At 44.4% G+C, this 20,933-nt stretch carries 22 protein-coding genes; 4 read left to right on the forward strand and 18 right to left on the reverse strand.

Going from position 1 to position 20,933, the window contains the following annotated elements; translation table 11 throughout:
- Positions 1–567: 567 nt before the first annotated feature.
- The 7 genes from R7Q09_RS21685 to dusA all read right to left on the reverse strand — a co-directional run bounded on the left by R7Q09_RS21685 (position 568) and on the right by dusA (position 7,571).
- Positions 568–1,347, reverse strand: a complete 780-nt coding sequence (locus R7Q09_RS21685; protein WP_005382748.1) for a phosphoadenylyl-sulfate reductase — start codon at positions 1,345–1,347, stop codon at positions 568–570.
- Positions 1,340–3,076: an assimilatory sulfite reductase (NADPH) hemoprotein subunit gene (gene cysI / locus R7Q09_RS21690; RefSeq protein WP_262681895.1), complete on the reverse strand. Its 1,737-nt coding sequence runs from the start codon at positions 3,074–3,076 to the stop codon at positions 1,340–1,342. The genes R7Q09_RS21685 and cysI overlap by 8 nt, the downstream gene beginning before the upstream one ends.
- Positions 3,076–4,947: an assimilatory sulfite reductase (NADPH) flavoprotein subunit gene (locus tag R7Q09_RS21695; protein ID WP_005381262.1), complete on the reverse strand. Its 1,872-nt coding sequence runs from the start codon at positions 4,945–4,947 to the stop codon at positions 3,076–3,078. Before R7Q09_RS21695 ends, cysI begins: the two co-directional genes overlap by 1 nt.
- 117 nt (positions 4,948–5,064) lie before the next feature.
- Positions 5,065–5,295, reverse strand: coding sequence for a hypothetical protein (locus tag R7Q09_RS21700; protein ID WP_005381264.1), 231 nt, complete (start codon positions 5,293–5,295; stop codon positions 5,065–5,067).
- A 157-nt stretch (positions 5,296–5,452) separates the two neighbouring features.
- Positions 5,453–6,112 (reverse strand): TIGR04219 family outer membrane beta-barrel protein, encoded by a 660-nt coding sequence (locus R7Q09_RS21705; protein ID WP_130545458.1) that lies wholly within the window; start codon positions 6,110–6,112, stop codon positions 5,453–5,455.
- 98 nt (positions 6,113–6,210) lie between these two features.
- Positions 6,211–6,426: an envelope stress response protein PspG gene (pspG, locus tag R7Q09_RS21710; protein WP_005381266.1), complete on the reverse strand. Its 216-nt coding sequence runs from the start codon at positions 6,424–6,426 to the stop codon at positions 6,211–6,213.
- A gap of 164 nt (positions 6,427–6,590) precedes the next feature.
- On the reverse strand, positions 6,591–7,571 hold the full coding sequence (dusA, locus tag R7Q09_RS21715) for a tRNA dihydrouridine(20/20a) synthase DusA (RefSeq protein ID WP_017821727.1): 981 nt from the start codon (positions 7,569–7,571) through the stop codon (positions 6,591–6,593).
- Between the two features lie 321 nt (positions 7,572–7,892).
- Between dusA and zur the strand changes: the two genes are divergently transcribed.
- Together zur and R7Q09_RS21725 are read left to right on the forward strand one after the other, a co-directional pair.
- Positions 7,893–8,357 (forward strand): zinc uptake transcriptional repressor Zur, encoded by a 465-nt coding sequence (gene zur / locus R7Q09_RS21720; RefSeq protein ID WP_005381268.1) that lies wholly within the window; start codon positions 7,893–7,895, stop codon positions 8,355–8,357.
- A 9-nt stretch (positions 8,358–8,366) separates the two neighbouring features.
- Positions 8,367–8,828 (forward strand): chemotaxis protein CheX, encoded by a 462-nt coding sequence (locus R7Q09_RS21725; protein WP_005381269.1) that lies wholly within the window; start codon positions 8,367–8,369, stop codon positions 8,826–8,828.
- Between the two features lie 98 nt (positions 8,829–8,926).
- Here the strand turns inward: R7Q09_RS21725 and pgi are convergent, their stop codons facing one another.
- Complete coding sequence (gene pgi, locus R7Q09_RS21730) at positions 8,927–10,579, reverse strand: glucose-6-phosphate isomerase (protein ID WP_005381270.1); 1,653 nt, start codon at positions 10,577–10,579, stop codon at positions 8,927–8,929.
- 306 nt (positions 10,580–10,885) lie between these two features.
- Here pgi and R7Q09_RS21735 point away from each other — a divergent pair, with 306 nt between their 5' ends.
- Entirely contained in the window at positions 10,886–11,305 is a 420-nt protein-coding gene (locus R7Q09_RS21735; RefSeq protein ID WP_042523680.1) for a secondary thiamine-phosphate synthase enzyme YjbQ, read from the forward strand.
- Between the two features lie 38 nt (positions 11,306–11,343).
- Here R7Q09_RS21735 and alr read toward each other — a convergent pair whose 3' ends face one another.
- Complete coding sequence (gene alr, locus R7Q09_RS21740) at positions 11,344–12,420, reverse strand: alanine racemase (RefSeq protein WP_031777284.1); 1,077 nt, start codon at positions 12,418–12,420, stop codon at positions 11,344–11,346.
- A 13-nt stretch (positions 12,421–12,433) separates the two neighbouring features.
- Positions 12,434–13,834, reverse strand: a complete 1,401-nt coding sequence (locus R7Q09_RS21745) for a replicative DNA helicase (RefSeq protein ID WP_005382759.1) — start codon at positions 13,832–13,834, stop codon at positions 12,434–12,436.
- 221 nt (positions 13,835–14,055) lie between these two features.
- Here R7Q09_RS21745 and R7Q09_RS21750 point away from each other — a divergent pair, with 221 nt between their 5' ends.
- The gene (locus tag R7Q09_RS21750) at positions 14,056–14,820 is read left to right on the forward strand and encodes a DUF481 domain-containing protein (RefSeq protein WP_005381276.1); all 765 of its coding nucleotides are present in this window, start codon (positions 14,056–14,058) and stop codon (positions 14,818–14,820) included.
- 77 nt (positions 14,821–14,897) lie between these two features.
- On the opposite strand, the gene rplI is transcribed toward R7Q09_RS21750, so the two are convergent.
- The 8 genes from rplI to aroB form a co-directional block, all read right to left on the reverse strand.
- The gene (gene rplI, locus R7Q09_RS21755; RefSeq protein WP_005382760.1) at positions 14,898–15,350 is read right to left on the reverse strand and encodes a 50S ribosomal protein L9; all 453 of its coding nucleotides are present in this window, start codon (positions 15,348–15,350) and stop codon (positions 14,898–14,900) included.
- Between the two features lie 33 nt (positions 15,351–15,383).
- Positions 15,384–15,611, reverse strand: coding sequence for a 30S ribosomal protein S18 (rpsR, locus tag R7Q09_RS21760; RefSeq protein WP_000090472.1), 228 nt, complete (start codon positions 15,609–15,611; stop codon positions 15,384–15,386).
- A 16-nt stretch (positions 15,612–15,627) separates the two neighbouring features.
- Positions 15,628–15,930, reverse strand: coding sequence for a primosomal replication protein N (priB, locus tag R7Q09_RS21765; RefSeq protein WP_005381298.1), 303 nt, complete (start codon positions 15,928–15,930; stop codon positions 15,628–15,630).
- Positions 15,931–15,938: 8 nt separating this feature from the next.
- Positions 15,939–16,328 (reverse strand): 30S ribosomal protein S6, encoded by a 390-nt coding sequence (rpsF, locus tag R7Q09_RS21770; RefSeq protein WP_005381299.1) that lies wholly within the window; start codon positions 16,326–16,328, stop codon positions 15,939–15,941.
- 244 nt (positions 16,329–16,572) lie between these two features.
- A complete protein-coding gene (rpe, locus tag R7Q09_RS21775) occupies positions 16,573–17,244 on the reverse strand; it encodes a ribulose-phosphate 3-epimerase (protein ID WP_005381300.1) in 672 nt (223 codons plus the stop codon).
- Positions 17,245–17,336: 92 nt separating this feature from the next.
- Positions 17,337–18,176: a Dam family site-specific DNA-(adenine-N6)-methyltransferase gene (locus R7Q09_RS21780; protein WP_005381301.1), complete on the reverse strand. Its 840-nt coding sequence runs from the start codon at positions 18,174–18,176 to the stop codon at positions 17,337–17,339.
- Positions 18,177–18,245: 69 nt separating this feature from the next.
- On the reverse strand, positions 18,246–19,757 hold the full coding sequence (locus R7Q09_RS21785; RefSeq protein WP_213894364.1) for an SPOR domain-containing protein: 1,512 nt from the start codon (positions 19,755–19,757) through the stop codon (positions 18,246–18,248).
- A gap of 52 nt (positions 19,758–19,809) precedes the next feature.
- A complete protein-coding gene (gene aroB / locus R7Q09_RS21790; protein ID WP_318071200.1) occupies positions 19,810–20,910 on the reverse strand; it encodes a 3-dehydroquinate synthase in 1,101 nt (366 codons plus the stop codon).
- Between the last annotated feature and the right edge of the window lie 23 nt (positions 20,911–20,933).

The raw sequence follows: 20,933 nt of genomic DNA on the forward strand, positions 1-20,933 counted from the left end.
TCAATGAATACTGAACATTACATAAAGTAATGTTTGAATTGACTGTGCTGAATCCGAAGATTCAATGGTCACTTCGTTTCATTGAAACCTAATTTGAAACCGAAGTTTCTAATTGGATTATCATCAACGAGTGCCCACACAGATTGATAGGTCTATATTGTTAAAGAGCAACTCTTCTTTGTGATTGACATCACTTCGGAAGAGGCGGCCATTCTAGCGAGATAATTTATTGTGTCAAACACTTTCTTCAAATTATTTCGTTTTTCTTTTCAGCCTTATCAACTTCGCTTAAACCCTTGTGAGGCCTTGCCCTGTCGACGAGGAGGCATTATAGAGATCGCGCTCACATTGGCAAGTGTTATTTTTCAAAAATTGCAAAAACAGTGGTTAAACGATGAGTTTTCGATCAAACCTTTATTTATTCAACTTTACCCCAAACTATCACACAACTTATCCACAGAGTTGTTCTTTGAGACGTGTTTTTCAAGTACCATAAATAAAGAAAGCTGCTTTATTGCAGCTATCTTTATTAAACTTAACCTAAACTCTATTTAAAGAGCATTATGGCTATATGCCAGACCCATCTTGTTCAGAGCCATCATCTTCGTGTAGGCCACATTCTCGCTTTAAGCCAAAGAATCGAGTTTCTTCCTCTGACATTCCCGGCTCCCATTTACGAGTAGTATGTGTATCACCAACTGAAAGGTAACCTTCATCCCACAATGGGTGGTATTTAAGGCCGTGTTGTTCTAAGTAGTAATGAACGTCTTTATTAGTCCAATCAATTACTGGTAGAAATTTAAACACACCGTTCTGAATTGATAGAATCGGTAAACCTGCACGAGATTTACTTTGCTCTCGACGCAGTCCAGAGAACCACGTTCCAACATTAAGCTCTTTTAACGCTCGACGCATCGGCTCAACTTTATTGAGCTTGTTGTATTTTTCAATTCCCTCTACGCCTTGCTCCCATAATTTTCCATATCGAGCTTCTTGCCAATTCGCACTTTCCTTGGCTCGATAAACTTTTAAATTTAGGTTGAGAGCATCTGTCAGCTCATCGATAAATCGGTACGTCTCAGCAAACAGGTAACCAGTATCGGTTAGAATGACGGGGATGTCCGCTTTGGCGCGAGTAACTAAATGAAGCATAACCGCGGCTTGAATACCAAAACTAGAAGAAACCGCGAACTCGCCTTCTAGATTATCTAAAGCCCACGCTACTCTCTCTTGTGCTGAAAGCTTTTCGAGCTCGACATTAATTTGAGCAAGACGGAGGATTTGCTCCGTCTTTGTTAATGTCAGTAACTCTGTGAGCTCCAGCTTGGATGCTACAGAATCAAGCATGAAAGTCCCTCTTTGATACGAGCACTTCTTGGACAATGCCAGCACGAATAGTGAAATCGCCAAAGGCTTCGCCTTCTTCACGCTCTTTCGACCATCGGGCCACCAGCAGATCAATCTCTTCTAAGATTTGCTTATCCGTGATGTTCTCTTTATACATTTTTGGTACTCGAGTACCGGCACGGTTACCACCTAGGTGCAAGTTGTAACGACCCGGCGCTTTGCCAACTAGACCAATTTCAGCCAACATTGCGCGACCACAACCATTTGGACACCCAGTTACACGCAAAATGATGTTGTCATTTTCTGGTAGGTTGTGCTTCTCCAGAATCCCCTCAACATCAGTAACAAACTGAGGAAGGAAACGTTCAGCTTCTGCCATCGCTAGCGGACAAGTTGGAAAAGCAACACAAGCCATTGAGTTCTTACGCTGTTCACTTACGCCGTCGTCCATTAAGCCATGTTCACGAGCGATCTTTTCAATCTTCGCTTTTTCGTTTTTAGGTACACCCGCAACAATTAGGTTTTGGTTTGCTGTCATGCGGAAATCGCCTTTGTGGATTTTGGCAATTTCAGCAACACCCGTCTTAAGTGGTTTACCTGGAAAGTCTAATAAGCGACCATTTTCGATGAAAAGCGCTAAATGATATTTACCATCAATTCCTTCTACCCAGCCAATACGGTCACCACGTTCTGTGAATTCATATGGACGGCTTTGCTCAAACTTAACACCAGCACGTTTCTCGACTTCCGCTTTAAAGACATCGCTACCTACACGATCCAATGTGTATTTGGTTTTTGCGTTCTTACGGTTTGAACGGTTACCCCAGTCGCGCTGAGTTGTTACTACAGCTGCGGCAACATCAAGTGTCTTGTCCAGCGGAATAAAGCCAAAGTCGTCAGCGCGGCGCGGATAAGTTGATGTATCGCCATGCGTCATCGCTAAGCCGCCGCCGACCAGGACGTTAAAACCAACCAGCTTGCCGTTATCTGCAATCGCTACGAAGTTGAGATCGTTAGCGTGTACATCTACGTCATTTTGCGGTGGGATAACCACTGTGGTTTTAAACTTACGTGGTAAGTAGTTCTTGCCTAGAATCGGCTCGTCTTCTTCTGTACTTTCTACTTTTTCACCGTCTAGCCAAATCTCTGCATAAGCGCGCGTCTTTGGTAATAGATGCTCACTGATCTTCTTCGCCCATTCGTAAGCTTCTTGGTGTAACTCTGACTCCACTGGGTTAGTGGTACACAACACGTTACGGTTTACATCACCCGCGGTTGCAATCGAATCAATGCCAATACTGTTGAGCGTTTGATGCATCAACTTAATATTCGGTTTTAATACCCCATGAAACTGGAACGTTTGGCGAGTCGTCAGACGAATACTTCCATATAAAGAGTGCTCCGTTGCGAACTTGTCGATCGCTAACCATTGCGTTGGCGTGATGATGCCTCCAGGCATACGAGCACGAAGCATCACATTATGTAATGGTTCCAGTTTTTGCTTTGTGCGTTCATTACGGATATCACGATCGTCTTGTTGATACATACCGTGGAAACGAATTAACTGGAAGTTGTCGGCAGTAAAGCCACCTGTAATACGGTCCTGTAAATCTTGCTCAATAGTGCCACGTAATAAGTTGCTTTCTCGCTTCAGGCGCTCGTTATCAGATAGCGGCCCTAACTCTTCACCTAATACAACCTGCTTATTATTGTCCGTAGAAAAAGTCATTAGTAAACATCCCTCTGATAACGTTTCGCTTTACGTAGGTCATTAATAAATTGTTCTGCATCGTCACGCGGCATCTTGCCTTCTTGTTCAGCAACGATAACCAATGCGTCGTGCACATCTTTTGCCATACGCGTTGCATCACCGCAGACATAGATATAAGCGCCTTCTTGGATCCACTGCCACACTTGAGCTGCGTTTTCTAAGATGCGATGTTGTACGTAAACCTTTTCTACTTGGTCACGACTAAAGGCAACATCCAATCGGCTTAGTACTCCTGACTTGAGATACTTTTGCCATTCCACTTGGTACAAGAAGTCTTGAGTGAACGTGCGATCACCAAAGAACAACCAGTTTTTGCCTTCAGCATCGCGGTTTTCACGTTCCTGAATAAAGCTACGGAATGGTGCGATCCCTGTGCCAGGACCAACCATGATAATTGGAGTACTATCATCTTCCGGCAGTTTAAAGTTGTTGTTATGCTCAACAAATACTTTAACTTCATCTCCCTCTTCGAGACGCTGTGCTAAGAAACTAGACGCACCACCATATCGTTTTTCGTCGTTTTGTTCGTACTCAACCAAAGCAACCGTTAGGTGTACTTCTTCATCGACCTCTTCTTGGCTTGATGCAATAGAGTAAAGGCGTGGAGTAAGACGACGAAGCAAACCAATCAATTCATCTGCGGTTAACTTGGTTTTCTTTTCTGCCAGTACATCAACGATTTGAGTATTTGCAGAGTACTCGCGAAGCTTATCTTTATCTTCAACTAACTTTTGTAGCTTCTTGCTACCGGATAACTCGGCAAACTTTGTGATGAGCTGTGGGTTAGATGTTGTGATTTCATATTTACTCACAAGAGCACTGTGGATTGACAAGCTTTCACCATCAACGTCAACAGTCTCAACCCCAGACAAACCGACCTTACCAAGAATGGCATTTGCAAGTTCCGAGCTATTTTCAAACCACACACCTAGTGCATCACCAGGCTGATACGTTAAGCCCGAGCCTTCTAAGTCGATTTCTATATGACGAACGTCTTTTCCAGAGTCACGGCCCGTGATTTTTTGACTGGTCAGTAACGTCGCAGTGTACGGATTTTGTTTATTGTAAGGAGAGTGCGCAGTCGCAGCTTGACCCACAGGAAGTTGAACCACATCCGCTTCAGAGCCAGAAGACAGTGTATCTTTTACCTTGTCTAACGCATTCTTACGCCATTCAGTTGCAGGGGCTTCATAATCCACATCGCAATCAAGACGCTCGATAAATGGAGTCGCGCCTAGCTTTGATAGGTAAGTGTCGAAGTCTTTACCGGTCTGACAGAAGAATTCGTAGCTAGAATCTCCCAGTGCAATAACACCATATTGCAGGTTTGGCAGCTTAGGAGCCTTCTTCGATTGCAAAAACTCATGTAGCTCAATGGCATTGTCTGGCGCTTCGCCTTCGCCGTTAGTCGATGCCACAATAATGACATGCGTTTCTTTGGCTAAGTTTTTACCTTTGTAATCGCTTGCATCAAAAAGTTCGACTGCAATTCCTTCTGCTTTTGCTTCCTGTTCCAGAGCTTCAGCAACACCTTTAGCATTGCCCGTTTGGGAAGCAAAAATAATACTCAACTTACCTGCTGGCTTCGCTGATACGGCTGCCGTTGCTTGTGCAATTGGAGTTACCGCTGTGTTTGGTTGATTTTGAGCTAATCCCCAAAAATACCCACTGACCCAAGCAAGTTGCTGTGAAGACAACTCAGAGACAGTTTGTTGGAGTGAGCTAATTTGTTGGTCATTCAGAGGGCTTGCGATTGGAGGATTTCCTCCTTGCCCATTATTATCTTCAGACACATTCTTGTGAGAATACTCATTCTTTTGAAAAGACATTATCACGACATCCCTATTCATTGCGTGACGATAGAGTACCCACTCTCCTTAATAACAAGAAAGAATAGAAGTGAATGTTTTATAACTTTTTGGAAGTAAGAACGGCTTACTTTTTGCTCATCGGTCTTCAATGCGGACTTGTTGAAAGCCTACTGCCATTGCCGATTTTGACGCAGTATCCAAATCTTCATAAAGACATTCTTCGCCGTGACTGTCCGTTAGAAAAACAAAACCACCGCGCGCATGTCTGAACTCTACAACCCAACCACCCTCTTGGATTGCAGGCTCAATAATCGCTTCGATAAGCTGATTTTCACGGAATAGATGTCTTAGTTCATTTATTGTCATCGCTATCCCTGCTTTAACTTTCACATTGCTCCTAGGTAAGCATGGTCTAAGTCAGCCAAATAGGGAGAAATTTCGATTAGATATAATGAAGTGATATAAAAAAACGCCGCTTATAAAGCGACGTTTTAAGTAAATCGAATATCTAGTATGGCTGAGTTTAGAACGCGTATTCCGCACTCACAAAGAAGCCGTTAGCAAAAATAAACTCTTTCCCTAGATCCGACATGAATTTATCGGACTCTAAATCAATCACACGGTAACCTCCACGAAAAGCCAGTCGAGCTTTTTCGAGCGGTACATTGTATTGAACACCTGCCATGAAATCGGTGCTTTTGATACCTTTGTTGTCACCAAAGTTTATCTCACCAATCACATCAAAGTTTGTATCCGGAACTTGAATTTCTGCGTAGCCATACCAAGCCCAAATCAGCTCATCAAATTCTTCTACACGCCTGCTTGAGCCAGCATCAATATATTTAGTGTCACTTAAATTACTGAACGTAAGACCCGCATCAAAGTGCAATAAATCATGCTCTAGAACGTGGTAATACAAGGTTAAATCGAGCTTATCGAACCCCATGTAATTCGCATCAACACTTGAGTAACGAAGGCGCGCATTAGGGACGTATTTAACATCATGTTCAATCGCCGCGTAAAAAGTGCCTGTGGTACTGCTATCTCGTCTCGCTTCATTAACTTTAGTGTCGGCAGCCCATACCTCTGCGCCGACTTTTGTCGATACAGAGTACTCTGCAAAAACAGGAAAAGATACTGCCAACGATAATGCCGTTAAAGCGATGTTCGCTTTATTTGTCATGTAGTATTTACTCCGAGATAGCTGATATTCACGTAGAGGACGTGAGATGAAATATACCATATTCTCACGCCTCTCCATCAACTAAATGATGTTACTCATTATTTATAGCGGGGCTGAGCAACGTAATTCTTGAAGAACCAAATACCCAATGCAATCACGATTAACCATGGTAATAGTTTGAGTACCGCTCCAACCATTCCCAGTAAAAACATCACAACTAACGCAATACCAGTTGCTGCGAATACGGTCATCATTGTGATACCCGTAACCAACAAGGTCGCCGCAAAGACTAAAATAAAGATTAGCTCCAACATAATCACTTCTCCATTTGTTTTCAATAAACAGAGCAGTTTCCATACCAACTTACAGAAACGAAGTTAAGATTATGATTTTTAATAAAAAAACAAAGCCAGAGGCATTTCTGCACTCTGGCTTTATCATTCTTTAGTTGGTAATTTTAGCCATTCACTGGCGAATTTTACACATTCAATTCTTTTGGAATCTTAGCTAGCGCGTCTTGCAATACTTCTAGACCAGAACCTGGTTTGTGCGCATTTTCACTGATATGACGACGCCATTGACGAGCACCGGGCATGCTTTGGAACAAACCTAACATGTGACGGGTAATATGACCAAGGTACGCACCTTTCGCTAATTGCGCTTCAATGTATGGGTACATCTCTTCAACAATTTCGCTGCGTTTCTTCACTGGAGCATTAGAGCCAAACAACTCTTGGTCTACCGATGCCAGTAAATATGGGCTTTGGTATGCTTCACGACCAATCATCACACCGTCAAGATGCTGAAGATGTGCTTTCGCTTCTTCTAATGATTTCACGCCACCGTTAATCGCAATCGTTAGGTGTGAGAAGTCTTGCTTCAATTGGTAAGCGCGTGGGTAATCCAATGGTGGGATCTCGCGGTTTTCTTTTGGGCTTAGACCACTTAACCATGCTTTACGTGCGTGGATAGTGAACTGCTCACAGCCACCCTTTTCTGAAACAATAGAAACGAAATCCGTTAGGAACTCGTAGGAGTCTTGATCATCAATACCAATGCGAGTCTTTACTGTTACAGGGATATCGACCACGTCTTTCATTGCTGCGACACAATCCGCAACTAACTGCGGTTCAGCCATTAGGCAAGCACCGAAGCGACCATTTTGTACGCGGTCAGATGGACACCCCACATTTAGGTTAATCTCATCGTAGCCACGCTCTTGCGCTAGCTTGGCACACGTAGCCAAATCTGCTGGGTTTGAACCACCAAGTTGAAGGGCTAACGGATGCTCTTCTTCGTTATAAGCCAGGAAATCTCCTTTTCCATGAATGATCGCACCTGTCGTCACCATTTCAGTGTACAGCAGGGTTTCTTTGGTCATTAAGCGATGGAAGTAGCGACAATGACGATCAGTCCAATCTAACATTGGTGCTACGGAGAGCCTGCAAGAATGAGTCATGATATAAACACCCGTTTTTATGTTGCCAAGGTCGAGCGCAGCAGTACGCTCAAAAAATAAGTCGGGTATTGTATACCCAAGCACCTCTGGGTGCTAGTTTCAGCGAGAATGATTTGGTTGGCTGACTAGCCAAGTGCTTAGGAATACGCAGAAGTAATACGAATCTGTCATTCGTTGATTCATTCTGTGATGATTATTCCGCCTTCACACCACCACCGACTTGCTTTAATTCATGATTTTCGTTCTGATAGTGGGTAAAATGAAGCATTTCTAAACGAACTTCGTATAGAAATGATTTATCATAGAGCACGTCCGATAGTTATGGTGAAAGGTTTGAACCCAACAATCATTGAACAAATTGAAAGTATCTGCGCAGAGCGTGGAGTACGACTGACTCCGCAACGCCGACGCGTATTTGAACTCATTTGTTCTAATCGCCGCGCCTCAAGTGCGTATGAGCTATTGGAGCAACTAAAAGAGAGTGAGCCTCAGGCTAAGCCGCCCACTGTTTATCGAGCATTAGATTTTCTCCTAGAGCAAGGCTTCATCCACCGAGTGGAATCGACAAATAGCTTTATTACTTGTTGTTCTTTCAATACTCAGCAGCACTTTTTCCAATTACTAATTTGCGATAAATGTGGTGATGTCGTTGAACTCGAAGATGAGACGCTGATATCCTTGTTAGCCGAAAACGCCGAGAAGCATGGATTCAAACTGACCAACCAAGTTATTGAAACTCATGGTGAATGCCAGGCCTGTTCCTCCGAGACGAAAGAAAAAGTATAGAAGAACGTTATGCGCGCTGAATTTGTAAACCCGTTTTTAGCTTCTTTAATGAACGTGCTAAAAACTATGGCTTCTCTTGAGCTGAAGCCACAAAAACCGCGAATCAAAAAAGATGAGATCGCACGAGGTGACGTTTCTGGTCTGATTGGTATGGTAGGCCCACAAACTCGTGGTTCAATGTCGATCACCTTTGATGAAGCACTCGCCCTAGAAATCATGCAGAACATGCTTGGTGAACGTCCAAATGGGCTCAATGAAGAAGTGACCGATATGGTGGGTGAGATCACCAACATGGTTACTGGTGGTGCGAAACGCATTCTGGCAGAAAGTGGTTTTGACTTTGATATGGCAACACCGGTTGTGGTTTCGGGCCGAGGTCATACGATTCGCCACAAGTGTGAAGGCTCAATTATTATCATGCCTTTCTCTTCCCAATGGGGAAATGCCTTTATCGAAATTTGCTTCGAATAAAAGAGAAAAATAGGTTGGCACTGGCCAACCTATTTTGTTTTTGCCTCAGGCAATAAAAAGGTCAGCATTTGCTGACCTTTTCTTTATCTATTCAAACATTAAGCTTTGAACGCTTTAAATGCGTTGATTAGACCGTTTGTTGAGCTGTCATGCGAGCTGATTTGAGACTCATCTGCAAGCTCAGGTAGGATTTGGTTAGCCAGTTGTTTACCTAGCTCCACGCCCCACTGGTCAAAGCTGAAGATATTCCAGATAACACCTTGTACGAAAATTTTGTGTTCGTACATTGCGATCAAGTTACCTAGCGTACGAGGCGTGATTTGCTTCACTAGAATAGAGTTTGTTGGACGGTTACCTTCAAACACTTTGAATGGCGCAATCGCTGCCACTTCTTCAGCATTCTTACCAACTTTCACCAACTCTTCTTTCACGGTTTCTTCATTTTTACCAAACGCTAGAGCTTCAGTTTGCGCGAAGAAGTTAGACATCAGTTTTTGGTGATGATCGCTAGCTGGGTTGTGGCTAATTGCAGGTGCAATGAAGTCACATGGGATAAGCTTAGTACCTTGGTGAATTAGCTGGTAGAACGCGTGCTGACCGTTGGTACCTGGTTCACCCCAAATGATTGGGCCAGTTTGGTAAGTTACAGCATTGCCGTCACGGTCAACGTATTTACCGTTTGATTCCATGTTGCCTTGCTGGAAGTATGCTGCAAAACGGTGCATGTATTGATCGTAAGGTAGGATAGCTTCTGACTCCGCACCGTGGAAGTTGTTGTACCAAATACCAATCAAAGCAAGAATCACTGGAATATTGCTTTCTAGATCTGTTGATACGAAGTGCTTGTCCATCTCGTGAGCACCATCAAGCAACTCAACAAAGTTGTCGAAACCTACTGCTAGTGCAATTGATAGACCGATCGCAGACCATAGTGAGTAACGGCCACCAACCCAGTCCCAGAATTCAAACATGTTCGCTGTATCGATACCAAATTCAGACACGGCTGTCGCGTTTGTTGAAAGCGCAGCAAAGTGCTTAGCCACATGAGCCTGATCACCCGCCGATTCTAGGAACCAATCACGAGCAGTGTGCGCGTTAGTCATGGTTTCTTGTGTTGTAAACGTCTTAGACGCGATCAAGAATAACGTCGTTTCTGGGTTAACTTTCTTCAACGTTTCAACGATGTGTGTACCATCAACGTTAGATACGAAGTGAAGGTTTAGATGATTTTTGTATGGCGCTAGAGCTTCCGTCACCATGTAAGGGCCAAGGTCAGAACCGCCGATACCGATGTTCACAATATCGGTAATTGCTTTGCCTGTGTAACCTTTCCATTCACCGCCGATAACGCGCTCAGTGAATGATTTCATTTTTTCTAGAACCGCGTTCACTGCTGGCATTACGTCTTCGCCATCTACCATAACTGGAGTATTAGCGCGGTTACGTAGTGCAGTGTGAAGAACAGCGCGACCTTCTGTTTGGTTGATCGCTTCACCACTGAACATCGCTTCAATTGCAGATTTCAGCTCGGTCTCTTTCGCAAGAGCAAACAGGTGCTTCAGAGTTTCCTCATTGATGAGGTTCTTTGAGTAATCGACTAGGATGTCTGAGCCGAAACGTGCAGAGTATTTGTCGAAACGCGCTGCGTCTTGAGCAAACAGCTCTTTAAGATCCATATCTTGTGCAGATTCGAAATGCGCCGTTAGCGCTTTCCAAGCTTGTGTTTGCGTTGGATTGATATTTTTCAACATGGTCTTTATCCCGATGTTACAGTAGGTTCCATTCCTTACAGTCTAGCGAAAACTGTGGAATCCCCGATTTAGCAAATAGAATATAAATTAGATGTTTGGGCAAATTGCCACAAAACAAGTCTTTGTAATTTTTTTTCAGGCGCCAATTATGACCGAGAGCTTTTACACTCACATTGAGTTAGGTCACGTTCCCTGCCCTGAAATTGAACAATTCATTTACGATGACAAGAATCATATCATTTACTAATGACAGGCTCTAATTGGAATAGGATAGACGCCAATTTATAAATTTCCAAAGGAACACGTATGTGGGCACAAAAAACACTGCAATTAAAAGCGAGATGCCGCGGTTTTCACCTGATAACTGATGAAATTGAACAACAATTACCACAAATAAACGAACTTTCAGTAGGTTTATTACACTTATTTATTCAGCACACCTCCGCCAGTTTGACCTTAAATGAGAATGCTGATCCAACCGTGCGTATGGACATGGAAGCGCACTTCAATAAGTTTGTGCCAGAGCGTGCTCCTTATTATCAGCACACCTATGAAGGTGACGACGACATGCCGGCACATATTAAAGCATCACTGCTTGGCAGTAGTGTGACGGTACCAATCCAAAATGGTCGATTAGCTTTAGGAACATGGCAAGGTATTTACTTGGGTGAGCATCGAGACTTTGGTGGCGGCCGCCGCGTTATTGCTACGATTAACGGTGAGTAGATAAAACAAAGGCTAACCTTGGGTTAGCCTTTCATTGTTTATTTTGAGTATTCCATCTCGACGCGAGGCGTTAGCTTAGTCACGAGTTCATACGCAATCGTACCAATGTGACCCGCCACTTCTTCTACTGGGAGCTCTTTCCCCCAAAGAATCGCTTCGTCGCTGACTTTATCCGTTGCGTCTGGTCCCAAATCGACCGTCAGCATATCCATGGAAACTCGACCTGCAATAGGTACTTTACGGCCATTAACCCACACCGGCGTACCGTTTGGAGCACTTCTTGGGTAACCGTCGCCATACCCTACAGCGATGACACCCACTTTTGTATCTCGCTCACTGGTCCAAATACCACCGTAGCCAACACTTTCGCCCTTCTTCACTTCACGTACCGCAATAAGGTGGGATTTAAGTGTCATAACAGGTTGATACCCAAGATCTTGCGCCGTTTTGTCATCGAATGGCGACACACCATACATGATAATACCCGGACGAACCCAATCTAAATGGCTTTGAGGCCATGCCAATAACCCCGCAGATGCCGCCAGTGAACGTTCCCCTTGGCAACCAGAAGTCAACGATTTAAACAGCTCAATCTGTTGTGGGGTAATATCGCTATCCAGCTCATCTGCACAGCCAAAGTGGCTCATGTAACGCAACGGTTTCGCTACATTTGGACACTCCTTTAGCCGCGTTACAAACTCGTCATATTGTTCAGGACGAACCCCAAGGCGGTGCATGCCACTGTCAATCTTCAGCCACACGACAACCGGAGTTTCAAGGTCTGCTTGCTCCAAGGCGATAAGCTGCTCTTCACAGTGCACCACGGTTTGGATGTTGTTCGTCACAAGAACAGGTAAGTCACCAGGAGAGTAAAAACCTTCTAGCAATAGAATCGGCTTTACTACTCCACAAGCGCGCAGTTGCAATGCTTCTTCAATACGAGCCACACCAAACGCATCCGCATGGTTAGCATGTTTTGCAACATGACGTAATCCGTGACCATAACCATTGGCCTTGACGACAGCCATCACTTTACTTTGTGGCGCTTGAGCTTTTACGCGCTGTAAGTTGTGCTGCAACGCAGACAAATCAATGCACGCCTTGGCCGCTTTCATATAGCTCATGGGATTACTCATCATCAATATCGAATGCAGGACCCGCGTAGTTGTCGAAACGCGAATGTTGACCTTGGAAAGTGAGGCGAACAGAGCCGATAGGACCGTTACGCTGTTTACCAATAATGATTTCGGCCGTACCTTTGTACGGACTATCTGGGTGATAAACCTCATCACGGTAGATGAACATGATCAAGTCAGCATCCTGCTCGATGGAACCGGATTCACGCAAGTCCGAGTTTACTGGTCGTTTATCCGCACGTTGCTCTAGGGAACGGTTTAGCTGCGACAGTGCCACAACAGGCACATTTAGCTCTTTTGCCAGCGCCTTAAGAGAGCGCGAGATCTCAGCAATCTCAAGAGTGCGGTTATCGGTTAACGAAGGCACGCGCATCAACTGAAGGTAGTCGACCATGATCATCGACAGACCGCCATGTTCACGAGCGATACGGCGAGCGCGCGAACGCACTTCGGTCGGAGTTAGACCAGAGCTATCATCAATGTACATATTTTTCTTCTGCATCAGGATACCCATAGTAGAAGAAATACGCGCCCAATCTTCGTCATCTAGCTGACCCGTACGGATCTTGGTTTGGTCTACACGAGACAAAGAGGCCAACATACGCATCATCAACTGTTCAGCTGGCATCTCTAACGAGAAAATAAGTACGGGCTTTTCTTGTTGCATGGCCGCATTTTCACACAAGTTCATCGCAAAGGTCGTTTTACCCATCGATGGACGCGCTGCGACAATCACCAAATCAGAGCCTTGCAAACCTGCGGTTTTCTTATTGAGATCGGTGAAACCGGTATCGACCCCCGTAACACCATCTTGTGGCGTTTTATACAACAACTCGATACGTTCTAACGTCTTTTCGAGGATGTTGTCGACGTTTTGTGGTCCTTCGTTTTCACTAGTTCGAGACTCGGCGATAGCAAAAACTTTACTCTCCGCCATGTCTATTAAATCTTCAGAACTACGACCTTGAGGGTCATAGCCCGCGTCCGCAATTTCATTCGCGACACCAATAAGGCCACGAACAATCGCACGCTCAGCGACAATATCAGCATACGCATTGATGTTAGCTGCACTTGGCGTATTCTTCGCCAAGTCAGCGAGGTAAGCAAAACCGCCTACATCTTCTAACAACTCATGACGCTCTAGATATTCCGATAAAGTAATAAGATCGAGAGGTTTACCCGCTTCAAGAATGGTTTTTACACCTTCAAAAATCAGGCGGTGTGGACGACTATAGAAATCACTGCTCACAACACGTTCGGCAACGGTGTCCCAACGTTCATTATCCAGTAAAAGACCACCAATTACTGATTGCTCGGCTTCTAGTGAGTGAGGTGGCACTTTGATTGCGTCGACCTGACTGTCTGAAGGTTTGCGATTTCTGTTTTCCGCCATGACTTTGCTCGATAACTACTATTGACCCACGATTATAACCTTAACCTAACTGAGATGCTTCCCCGAAGCGACAATTACTTGTTAAGAAATCATCATGTGAACCACCCGGGTAATAGCCTGGTTCTTCCGCCTAGCTCTAATAAAAATTAACCTACCATTGACCCAACCAAATATCTGTATCAGTATCATGCCCCTCCTTTTTGATTACGTTCGAGGTTGATGTGTCCCGATACTGGTTACTTAGCTTTAGCCTACTGTGCGCTAGTGCATCGTATGCTGACGAATCAGTACAGCCAGAGCAAAATATTGATGTACCCGACCCACTAAAAACCGAGGTGGAGTTCGGCTATCAAGCTCACACAGGTAACACGGACTCTCGTTCCCTGAATGCTCGTTTGAGTGCTGAATATACGTCAGGTCGACACCGTTCTAATGGTGAATGGAAGTACTACAACTTGTACAAAGACGGTGAAGAAGACAAACGCTCATCCACCTATTCCCTGCAGAGTGACTACAAGTTAGGCCCTAAGACGTATTTGTATGGCAGCTTTAAAGGAGTGGATTCTCGCTACAGTGCTTATTTTAAAGACTATACGTTGTCAGGTGGTTTGGGTTACCAGTTCTCCTACACTGAGAACTTCATTTTAGAGGTAGAGGTAGGCCCTGGTTTTCGCTATCAAGAGCCAAACTTAGACGAAATAGATGATGACGATATTGTCTTTCCCGATATCGTTAGAGAAGGCATTTTTCGAGGAAATATCAACACAACTTGGCATGCGTTGGATAATTTAAGTTTCGCAGCTGATATTACGTTGGTAACAGGTAGAAGTAACACACGTACTGATAGTGAACTCAGTGTAACCAATGATATTACTGAAGATATTGCACTGAAACTGGCGCACTCTCGTCAGTATCACGATAAAGTGCCTGAAGGCTTAAGCAAAGCGGACAGCGTATTTTCCGTTAATTTACTTTTCGCTTTTTAACCCTTTTTCTCTCAGTTTTAGAAATAAAAAAAGCACCTCCAAGGAGGTGCTTTTTAGTATTTCGTCTTGATACTGAATTACTCAGCAGCAACAACTTGTAGGTTAACTGTCGCGAAAACTTCAGAGTGAAGTTGAACGCTGATCTCGAACTCACCAGTGTTACGTAGAGCACCTTCAGGAAGGCGAACTTCGCTCTTAGCAACTTCAACGCCTGCAGCTGTGATAGCGTCAGCGATGTCACGAGTACCGATAGAACCGAATAGTTTGCCTTCGTCACCAGCTTTAGAAGCGATAACTACCGCTTCTAGAGCGTTAACTTTCTCTGCGCGAGCTTCTGCAGCAGCTAGTTGCTCAGCAACTTTAGCTTCTAGTTCAGCACGACGAGCTTCAAACATTTCAACGTTAGCTTTAGTTGCCATAACTGCTTTACCTTGTGGGATAAGGAAGTTACGAGCGTAGCCAGATTTAACGTTTGCAGTATCGCCAAGACCACCTAGGTTACCAATTTTATCAAGTAGAATAACTTGCATTGCTTAATCCTCTTTCTTAATAAAATGAACCGATTACTGATGCTTGTCAGTGTACGGTAGTAGAGCTAGGTAGCGTGAACGCTTGATAGCACGTGCTAGTTGACGCTGGTACTTAGCGCTTGTACCAGTGATACGGCTAGGTACGATTTTACCAGCTTCAGTGATGTAGTTTTTAAGAGTTGCTACGTCTTTGTAATCAATCTCTTGTACGCCTTCTGCAGTGAAACGGCAGAATTTACGACGACGGAAGAAACGAGCCATGGGCTATCTCCTGATCTTAAATTTGAGTAATGTTGTCGGCGTGTAACACTAATTTTCCCACGCCATTTCGGCCGGTTTGATAAGTGACAAAACCACTTACCTTAATGTTACTGCCTTGAACTAAATTCTGAGTTAGTGCTTGTGACCCAAGCCCGCTGACGACTACCGGCATACGACAATAAACTTGTCGAGGTAAGTCAGCTTCGATAATAGTAGAGCGATGCTCTAGCCAAAACCGACAGTGTTCAATGCCACCAGGGCTTTTACTACGAATGGGCGGTTTGGCAATGGTGCCGCTCAGCTCCATTCGATTGGCCATAAGAAAACTTACTCAGCAGCTTCTGACTTAGCTTCAGGCTTAGCTTCAGAACGCTCTTCACGACGTGGAGCACGCTCTTCTTTTTGCTTAAGCATGATAGATTGCTCAGTGATCGCTGCTTTAGTACGCATGATCATGTTACGTAGAACTGCATCGTTGAAACGGAAAGCAGTTTCTAGCTCATCAATTACAGCTTGGTCAGCTTCAACGTTCATAAGAACGTAGTGAGCTTTGTGAAGCTTGTTGATTGGGTAAGCCAGTTGACGACGGCCCCAGTCTTCTAGACGGTGGATTTTACCGCCAGCTTCAGTGATTGAACCAGTGTAACGCTCGATCATGCCAGCAACTTGCTCGCTTTGATCTGGGTGCACCATGAATACGATTTCGTAATGACGCATTGGTTGCTCCTTACGGATTATTCAGCTTCCACAAATGGCTCAGTCGTCCAGAGGAAGCAAGGAACTAAAGATAATTGACTGAGTTTAAGGAGCACGAATAGTACAGAAAGGGCGTAAAATAGGCAAGTGATTATTTGCTCAGCGCAGCGGATATTTAATTTCTTCTAATACTAGAAAACACAAAGGCTGCCAACAAGCTAGCAGCCTTTAAAATCAGCGTGTTATTGCGTTGGCTTATCGTTGCTTATTTAACTTCAGCCAGTTCAGCGCGCATTTGATCGATCACTTGTTTATAATCTGGCTCACCGAAAATCGCCGAGCCTGCGACAAACATGTCTGCGCCCGCTTCTGCAATTTCACGAATGTTGTCAACCTTCACACCGCCATCGATTTCTAAGCGGATATCACGGCCAGACTCGTCAATCATCTTACGAACGGCACGCAGTTTATCTAGTGTATGAGGAATGAATGATTGACCACCAAAACCAGGGTTTACCGACATCAGTAGAATCATGTCGACTTTATCCATAATAAACTCAAGACTTGCAAGTGGCGTTGCTGGGTTTAGTACCACACCAGCCTGACAGCCGTGCTCTTTAATTAACTGCAGTGTACGGTCTACATGATCAGAAGCTTCTACATGGAACGTAATCATCGACGCACCCGCTTTTGCGAAATCAGGAATAATACGGTCAACGGGTTTCACCATTAGGTGAACATCGATTGGCGCTGTGATGCCATAATCGCGTAGTGCTTTACACACAGGCGCACCAAAAGTCAGGTTTGGTACATAGTGGTTATCCATAACGTCGAAATGCACCACATCCGCACCCGCTGCGAGTACTTTTTCTACATCTTCACCGAGACGAGCAAAATCTGCCGATAAAATGGATGGAGCAATAAGAAAATCTTTCATACCTGACCTCAGTAGTAATGAGCAAACAATCTGCGCGCAATTCTACCGAAGCCAGTGGGGAGATCCACTATTTAGATATAATAGTGTGAGAATTAAGAGTTTGATTTATCCATGTCTGGGGCATGAAAAAGCGCAAGTAGCTCATCAACTTTATTACGACCGTTACCATTACGGCTAATGGTACGCTTTACTTTTACCACATTAAGATCCGCACCGTGATACAACCGACGTGTCAAGGTAGTGTCGTGGTTAGAAATCAACACAGGAATGCCACGTTCAGTCGCTGTTCTTTCAGCAATGTCGGCTAATGCAGCTTGGTCGTCCAACGTGAAACCATTACCTGCGTATGAGGTGAAATTTGCCGTATTTGAAAGCGGCGCATAAGGTGGATCGCAATACACGACGCTCCCTTTGCGCGCACGACGAAATGTTTCAGGATAACCTTCACAAACGAACGTAGCTTTTTTGGCTTTTTCTGCAAAAAACTCCAATTCCGCCTCAGGGAAATACGGCTTTTTGTAAGAGCCAAACGGTACATTGAAGCCACCTTTTTTGTTGTAACGGCATAGGCCATTAAAACCAAAGCGGTTCATGTACAAAAACGCTAAAGAGCGGTACATCACGTCATCGGTTTTATTAAACTCAGCGCGAATGTGTAGGTAGGCTTCTTTGCGGTTGTTCTCAGCGACAAACCAACGCTTCGCTTCAGAGATATACTCTTCAGGGCGTTCTTTCAGCAGGTTGTACAGATTGATCAAATCTGGATTGATATCTGCAAGTAGATAATGGTCATAATCGGTATTCAGAAACACTGAGCCCGCACCAACAAAAGGTTCAACTAGCTTTCGAGCCGGCGGCAAATGACGTTGGATGTCTTCAACCAGTCCGTATTTTCCTCCTGCCCATTTAAGAAAGGCTCGTTGCTTTTTCATCTACTGCTCTATCTATCGACCAAAAATTAAGGCTGCGGAATGTAACATATTTTTCAGGGAAGCTCAGGTTTATTTCACTCGTTCAATTTCACGGTGAACCTGACGGAGTGATTTTGCCCAAGGACTCACCGACTTAACCGAATCTGGCAAGCTTGCGACGGCATCACGAGCCATTTGAATTGTCGGATAATCTTGATATGTGATGATATACCACTCGGTGTCATTACGAACGGTAGGATAAATTCGCACTTGATTATTCAGTTGATGCTCATTGAGAAAGGATTGTACATCTTCCATTGAGGTCATAGCTGCGAGTTGTAAAGTATAAGCTCTTGGCGATAGCGCTTTTAGTTCTTCACGGGCAAATGAAAACTTCACAACAGGTTGGTTTACGTCACCCTCTTCTGACTGAGCAGGTGCTTGCGCCATATCTTGATTCGGTTTTACGACTTTAATCAAAGGAGAGCTAGTTTCATCGGCGGTTTCTGTCTTCTCAATACCTACGACGTCATCAATCGCTTTTGTGTCTGCTGAATCAGTTTTACCTTCAAGCAATGCATCGACCACATTCGACTCAATCACCACTCTTTGTTGATTGTCATCACTGCCTACGCTCGCTACTTCTTCTGTCACTGCTGGCGGTAATGAATCAGAATCATCAACCGCACCAGACTTATCAGGACTGCTAGAGCCATCGGTTACAGGTTGCAGTGAAGACTGCGCTGCACTGATTCCTGACTCTTCAAAAGTTGGAATAGCCGTTTGCTCTAAACTGCCAGCAATTTGCTGCGCCTTATCATCAGGACTTGGTTGACTAAGCATCCACCAATAGCCACCAGCAGCAAGCAACAGTAATACTAATACCACCAACGCAATATTCAGGGGTGAACCGACAATCGAGCGGATAATGATCCTTTTTTCCACTTTCATTTCTCCTAACGCCATGATGTCCCCCGGTACTGGGTCGACTTTTTTAAATGCATCTCGAACCCGTTTCTCAGACTCATCATTGACGTAGCGCGCTACAAGTGACTCAAAGAAACGACGAGCTTCCACTTCGGACAACATATCAATATCAAGCTCAACAGGCTTTATCTCTTGTCCATAACTGAGACGTGCTAGCAAACCTTCTAAACGTCCAGACTGTGTAAACAGTAAGACATTGATGGTCCAATTTGGCTTATGGTGCGCCTCTAAGACCAGCATCCAAAGCTCAGAGATAAGTGTCTCACTCAATAAATGCGCATCATCTACAACAATTGCAATGTCACACGGCTCATCACCTAAAAGCCTTTCAAGGCTATCAAGTAAAGGCTCTTGCTGATTAAACAATGCGTCCGAAACTAGTTGACTCAAAATAAGGACGCGATGCTGCACATCGTCTTGATTAGAATGACAAAGTAACAAACATTGATTCTTGTTACTGGCACCCACTTCAAGGTATCGCTGCGCTAACCAAGATTTCCCGTACCCATCATGACCATTAATCGCAATGAGATTGGAACCAAAGTTAGTCAGTAGACCTAATCTATCAAGCAACTCGATTTGAGAATCTAATTCCAGTACGTGAGCAACACTCATCTAATAACCTTAATACACTACAAGAATGACGCCCAAAGGCGCCATTACAAGGTTAAATATCGCGACCGAAGTCTATTGCCTGCTTGAGTACGTCTTGCGTCGTATCAGCAATTACCTCGGCAGTGCCAATGCCTGTAGGCAAAACCAATCGTAATTGACTAGAGAGGACTTTCTTATCTCGCATCATGTGCTTGATGAAGTCATCGAAATTCATACTGTCTGGAGTATGCACAGGCAGTTTTGCACGACGCAAAATCGCAACAATACGCTCAAATTGCTCTTCCGAGATCAGACCGCGTAGATGCGACGTTTTGGCCGCCATAACAGTGCCGGAAGATACCGCTTCACCATGCAGCCAATTGCCATAGCCAAGTTCCGCTTCAATCGCATGACCAAAGGTGTGACCTAAGTTAAGCAAAGCACGGATGCCCGATTCTTTCTCATCCTGAGCCACCACTTCCGCTTTTATTTCACAGCAACGTGCGATCGCATAAGTTAGTGCTTCTTCATCCAACGCATACAAGCGCTCAAGATTGTCTTCTAACCATACAAAAAAATCTGCATCGTAAATAATGCCGTACTTAATGACTTCGGCGATACCCGCAGCGAACTCACGTTCAGGCAACGTCGACAGGCAGTTCGTATCAATGATCACGGCTTTAGGTTGGTAAAACGCACCTATCATGTTCTTACCCAACGGATGGTTAACCGCGGTTTTTCCACCAACCGAAGAGTCCACTTGGGATAGTAATGTGGTCGGTATTTGAATAAAGTCGACCCCACGCTGGTAACAGGCAGACGCAAAACCCACAAGGTCGCCAATAACACCACCACCTAACGCGATGATCACAACATCACGAGCATAACTCCCTTCCAGTAAGAAGTTCATTACTTGATTAAATACATCCAAGTTTTTGTACTGTTCACCGTCAGGCAATTCTAACAAGGATGCACTACAGCCGAGCTGCTCGAGTTGCTTTAAAATTTTGTCTGCATACAAAGGCGCCACTGTGACATTACTGATCACAACAACTTTTTGTTTTGCATTTTTGTTTGAGAGAACTTGAGAGAGGTACGCCGGGTCCTCAAATAACCCGGCGCCAATAGAGATTGGGTAGCTACGCTCAGCTAGGTTGACCGTAATCCGTTCCATCGGTTTGCTCCAATTAAAAAAAA

This window comes from Vibrio sp. 2130-1 (assembly GCF_033339515.1).

What these genes read in the sequence shown, in the direction of transcription:
- R7Q09_RS21685 (WP_005382748.1), bottom strand. Translation starts at nt 1,347, where the DNA reads ATGCTTGATTCTGTAGCATCCAAGCTGGAGCTCACAGAGTTACTGACA.
- cysI (WP_262681895.1), bottom strand. Translation starts at nt 3,076, where the DNA reads ATGACTTTTTCTACGGACAATAATAAGCAGGTTGTATTAGGTGAAGAG.
- R7Q09_RS21695 (WP_005381262.1), bottom strand. Translation starts at nt 4,947, where the DNA reads ATGTCTTTTCAAAAGAATGAGTATTCTCACAAGAATGTGTCTGAAGAT.
- R7Q09_RS21700 (WP_005381264.1), bottom strand. Translation starts at nt 5,295, where the DNA reads ATGACAATAAATGAACTAAGACATCTATTCCGTGAAAATCAGCTTATC.
- R7Q09_RS21705 (WP_130545458.1), bottom strand. Translation starts at nt 6,112, where the DNA reads ATGACAAATAAAGCGAACATCGCTTTAACGGCATTATCGTTGGCAGTA.
- pspG (WP_005381266.1), bottom strand. Translation starts at nt 6,426, where the DNA reads ATGTTGGAGCTAATCTTTATTTTAGTCTTTGCGGCGACCTTGTTGGTT.
- dusA (WP_017821727.1), bottom strand. Translation starts at nt 7,571, where the DNA reads ATGACTCATTCTTGCAGGCTCTCCGTAGCACCAATGTTAGATTGGACT.
- zur (WP_005381268.1), top strand. Translation starts at nt 7,893, where the DNA reads ATGGTGAAAGGTTTGAACCCAACAATCATTGAACAAATTGAAAGTATC.
- R7Q09_RS21725 (WP_005381269.1), top strand. Translation starts at nt 8,367, where the DNA reads ATGCGCGCTGAATTTGTAAACCCGTTTTTAGCTTCTTTAATGAACGTG.
- pgi (WP_005381270.1), bottom strand. Translation starts at nt 10,579, where the DNA reads ATGTTGAAAAATATCAATCCAACGCAAACACAAGCTTGGAAAGCGCTA.
- R7Q09_RS21735 (WP_042523680.1), top strand. Translation starts at nt 10,886, where the DNA reads ATGTGGGCACAAAAAACACTGCAATTAAAAGCGAGATGCCGCGGTTTT.
- alr (WP_031777284.1), bottom strand. Translation starts at nt 12,420, where the DNA reads ATGAAAGCGGCCAAGGCGTGCATTGATTTGTCTGCGTTGCAGCACAAC.
- R7Q09_RS21745 (WP_005382759.1), bottom strand. Translation starts at nt 13,834, where the DNA reads ATGGCGGAAAACAGAAATCGCAAACCTTCAGACAGTCAGGTCGACGCA.
- rplI (WP_005382760.1), bottom strand. Translation starts at nt 15,350, where the DNA reads ATGCAAGTTATTCTACTTGATAAAATTGGTAACCTAGGTGGTCTTGGC.
- rpsR (WP_000090472.1), bottom strand. Translation starts at nt 15,611, where the DNA reads ATGGCTCGTTTCTTCCGTCGTCGTAAATTCTGCCGTTTCACTGCAGAA.
- priB (WP_005381298.1), bottom strand. Translation starts at nt 15,930, where the DNA reads ATGGCCAATCGAATGGAGCTGAGCGGCACCATTGCCAAACCGCCCATT.
- rpsF (WP_005381299.1), bottom strand. Translation starts at nt 16,328, where the DNA reads ATGCGTCATTACGAAATCGTATTCATGGTGCACCCAGATCAAAGCGAG.
- rpe (WP_005381300.1), bottom strand. Translation starts at nt 17,244, where the DNA reads ATGAAAGATTTTCTTATTGCTCCATCCATTTTATCGGCAGATTTTGCT.
- R7Q09_RS21780 (WP_005381301.1), bottom strand. Translation starts at nt 18,176, where the DNA reads ATGAAAAAGCAACGAGCCTTTCTTAAATGGGCAGGAGGAAAATACGGA.
- R7Q09_RS21785 (WP_213894364.1), bottom strand. Translation starts at nt 19,757, where the DNA reads ATGAGTGTTGCTCACGTACTGGAATTAGATTCTCAAATCGAGTTGCTT.
- aroB (WP_318071200.1), bottom strand. Translation starts at nt 20,910, where the DNA reads ATGGAACGGATTACGGTCAACCTAGCTGAGCGTAGCTACCCAATCTCT.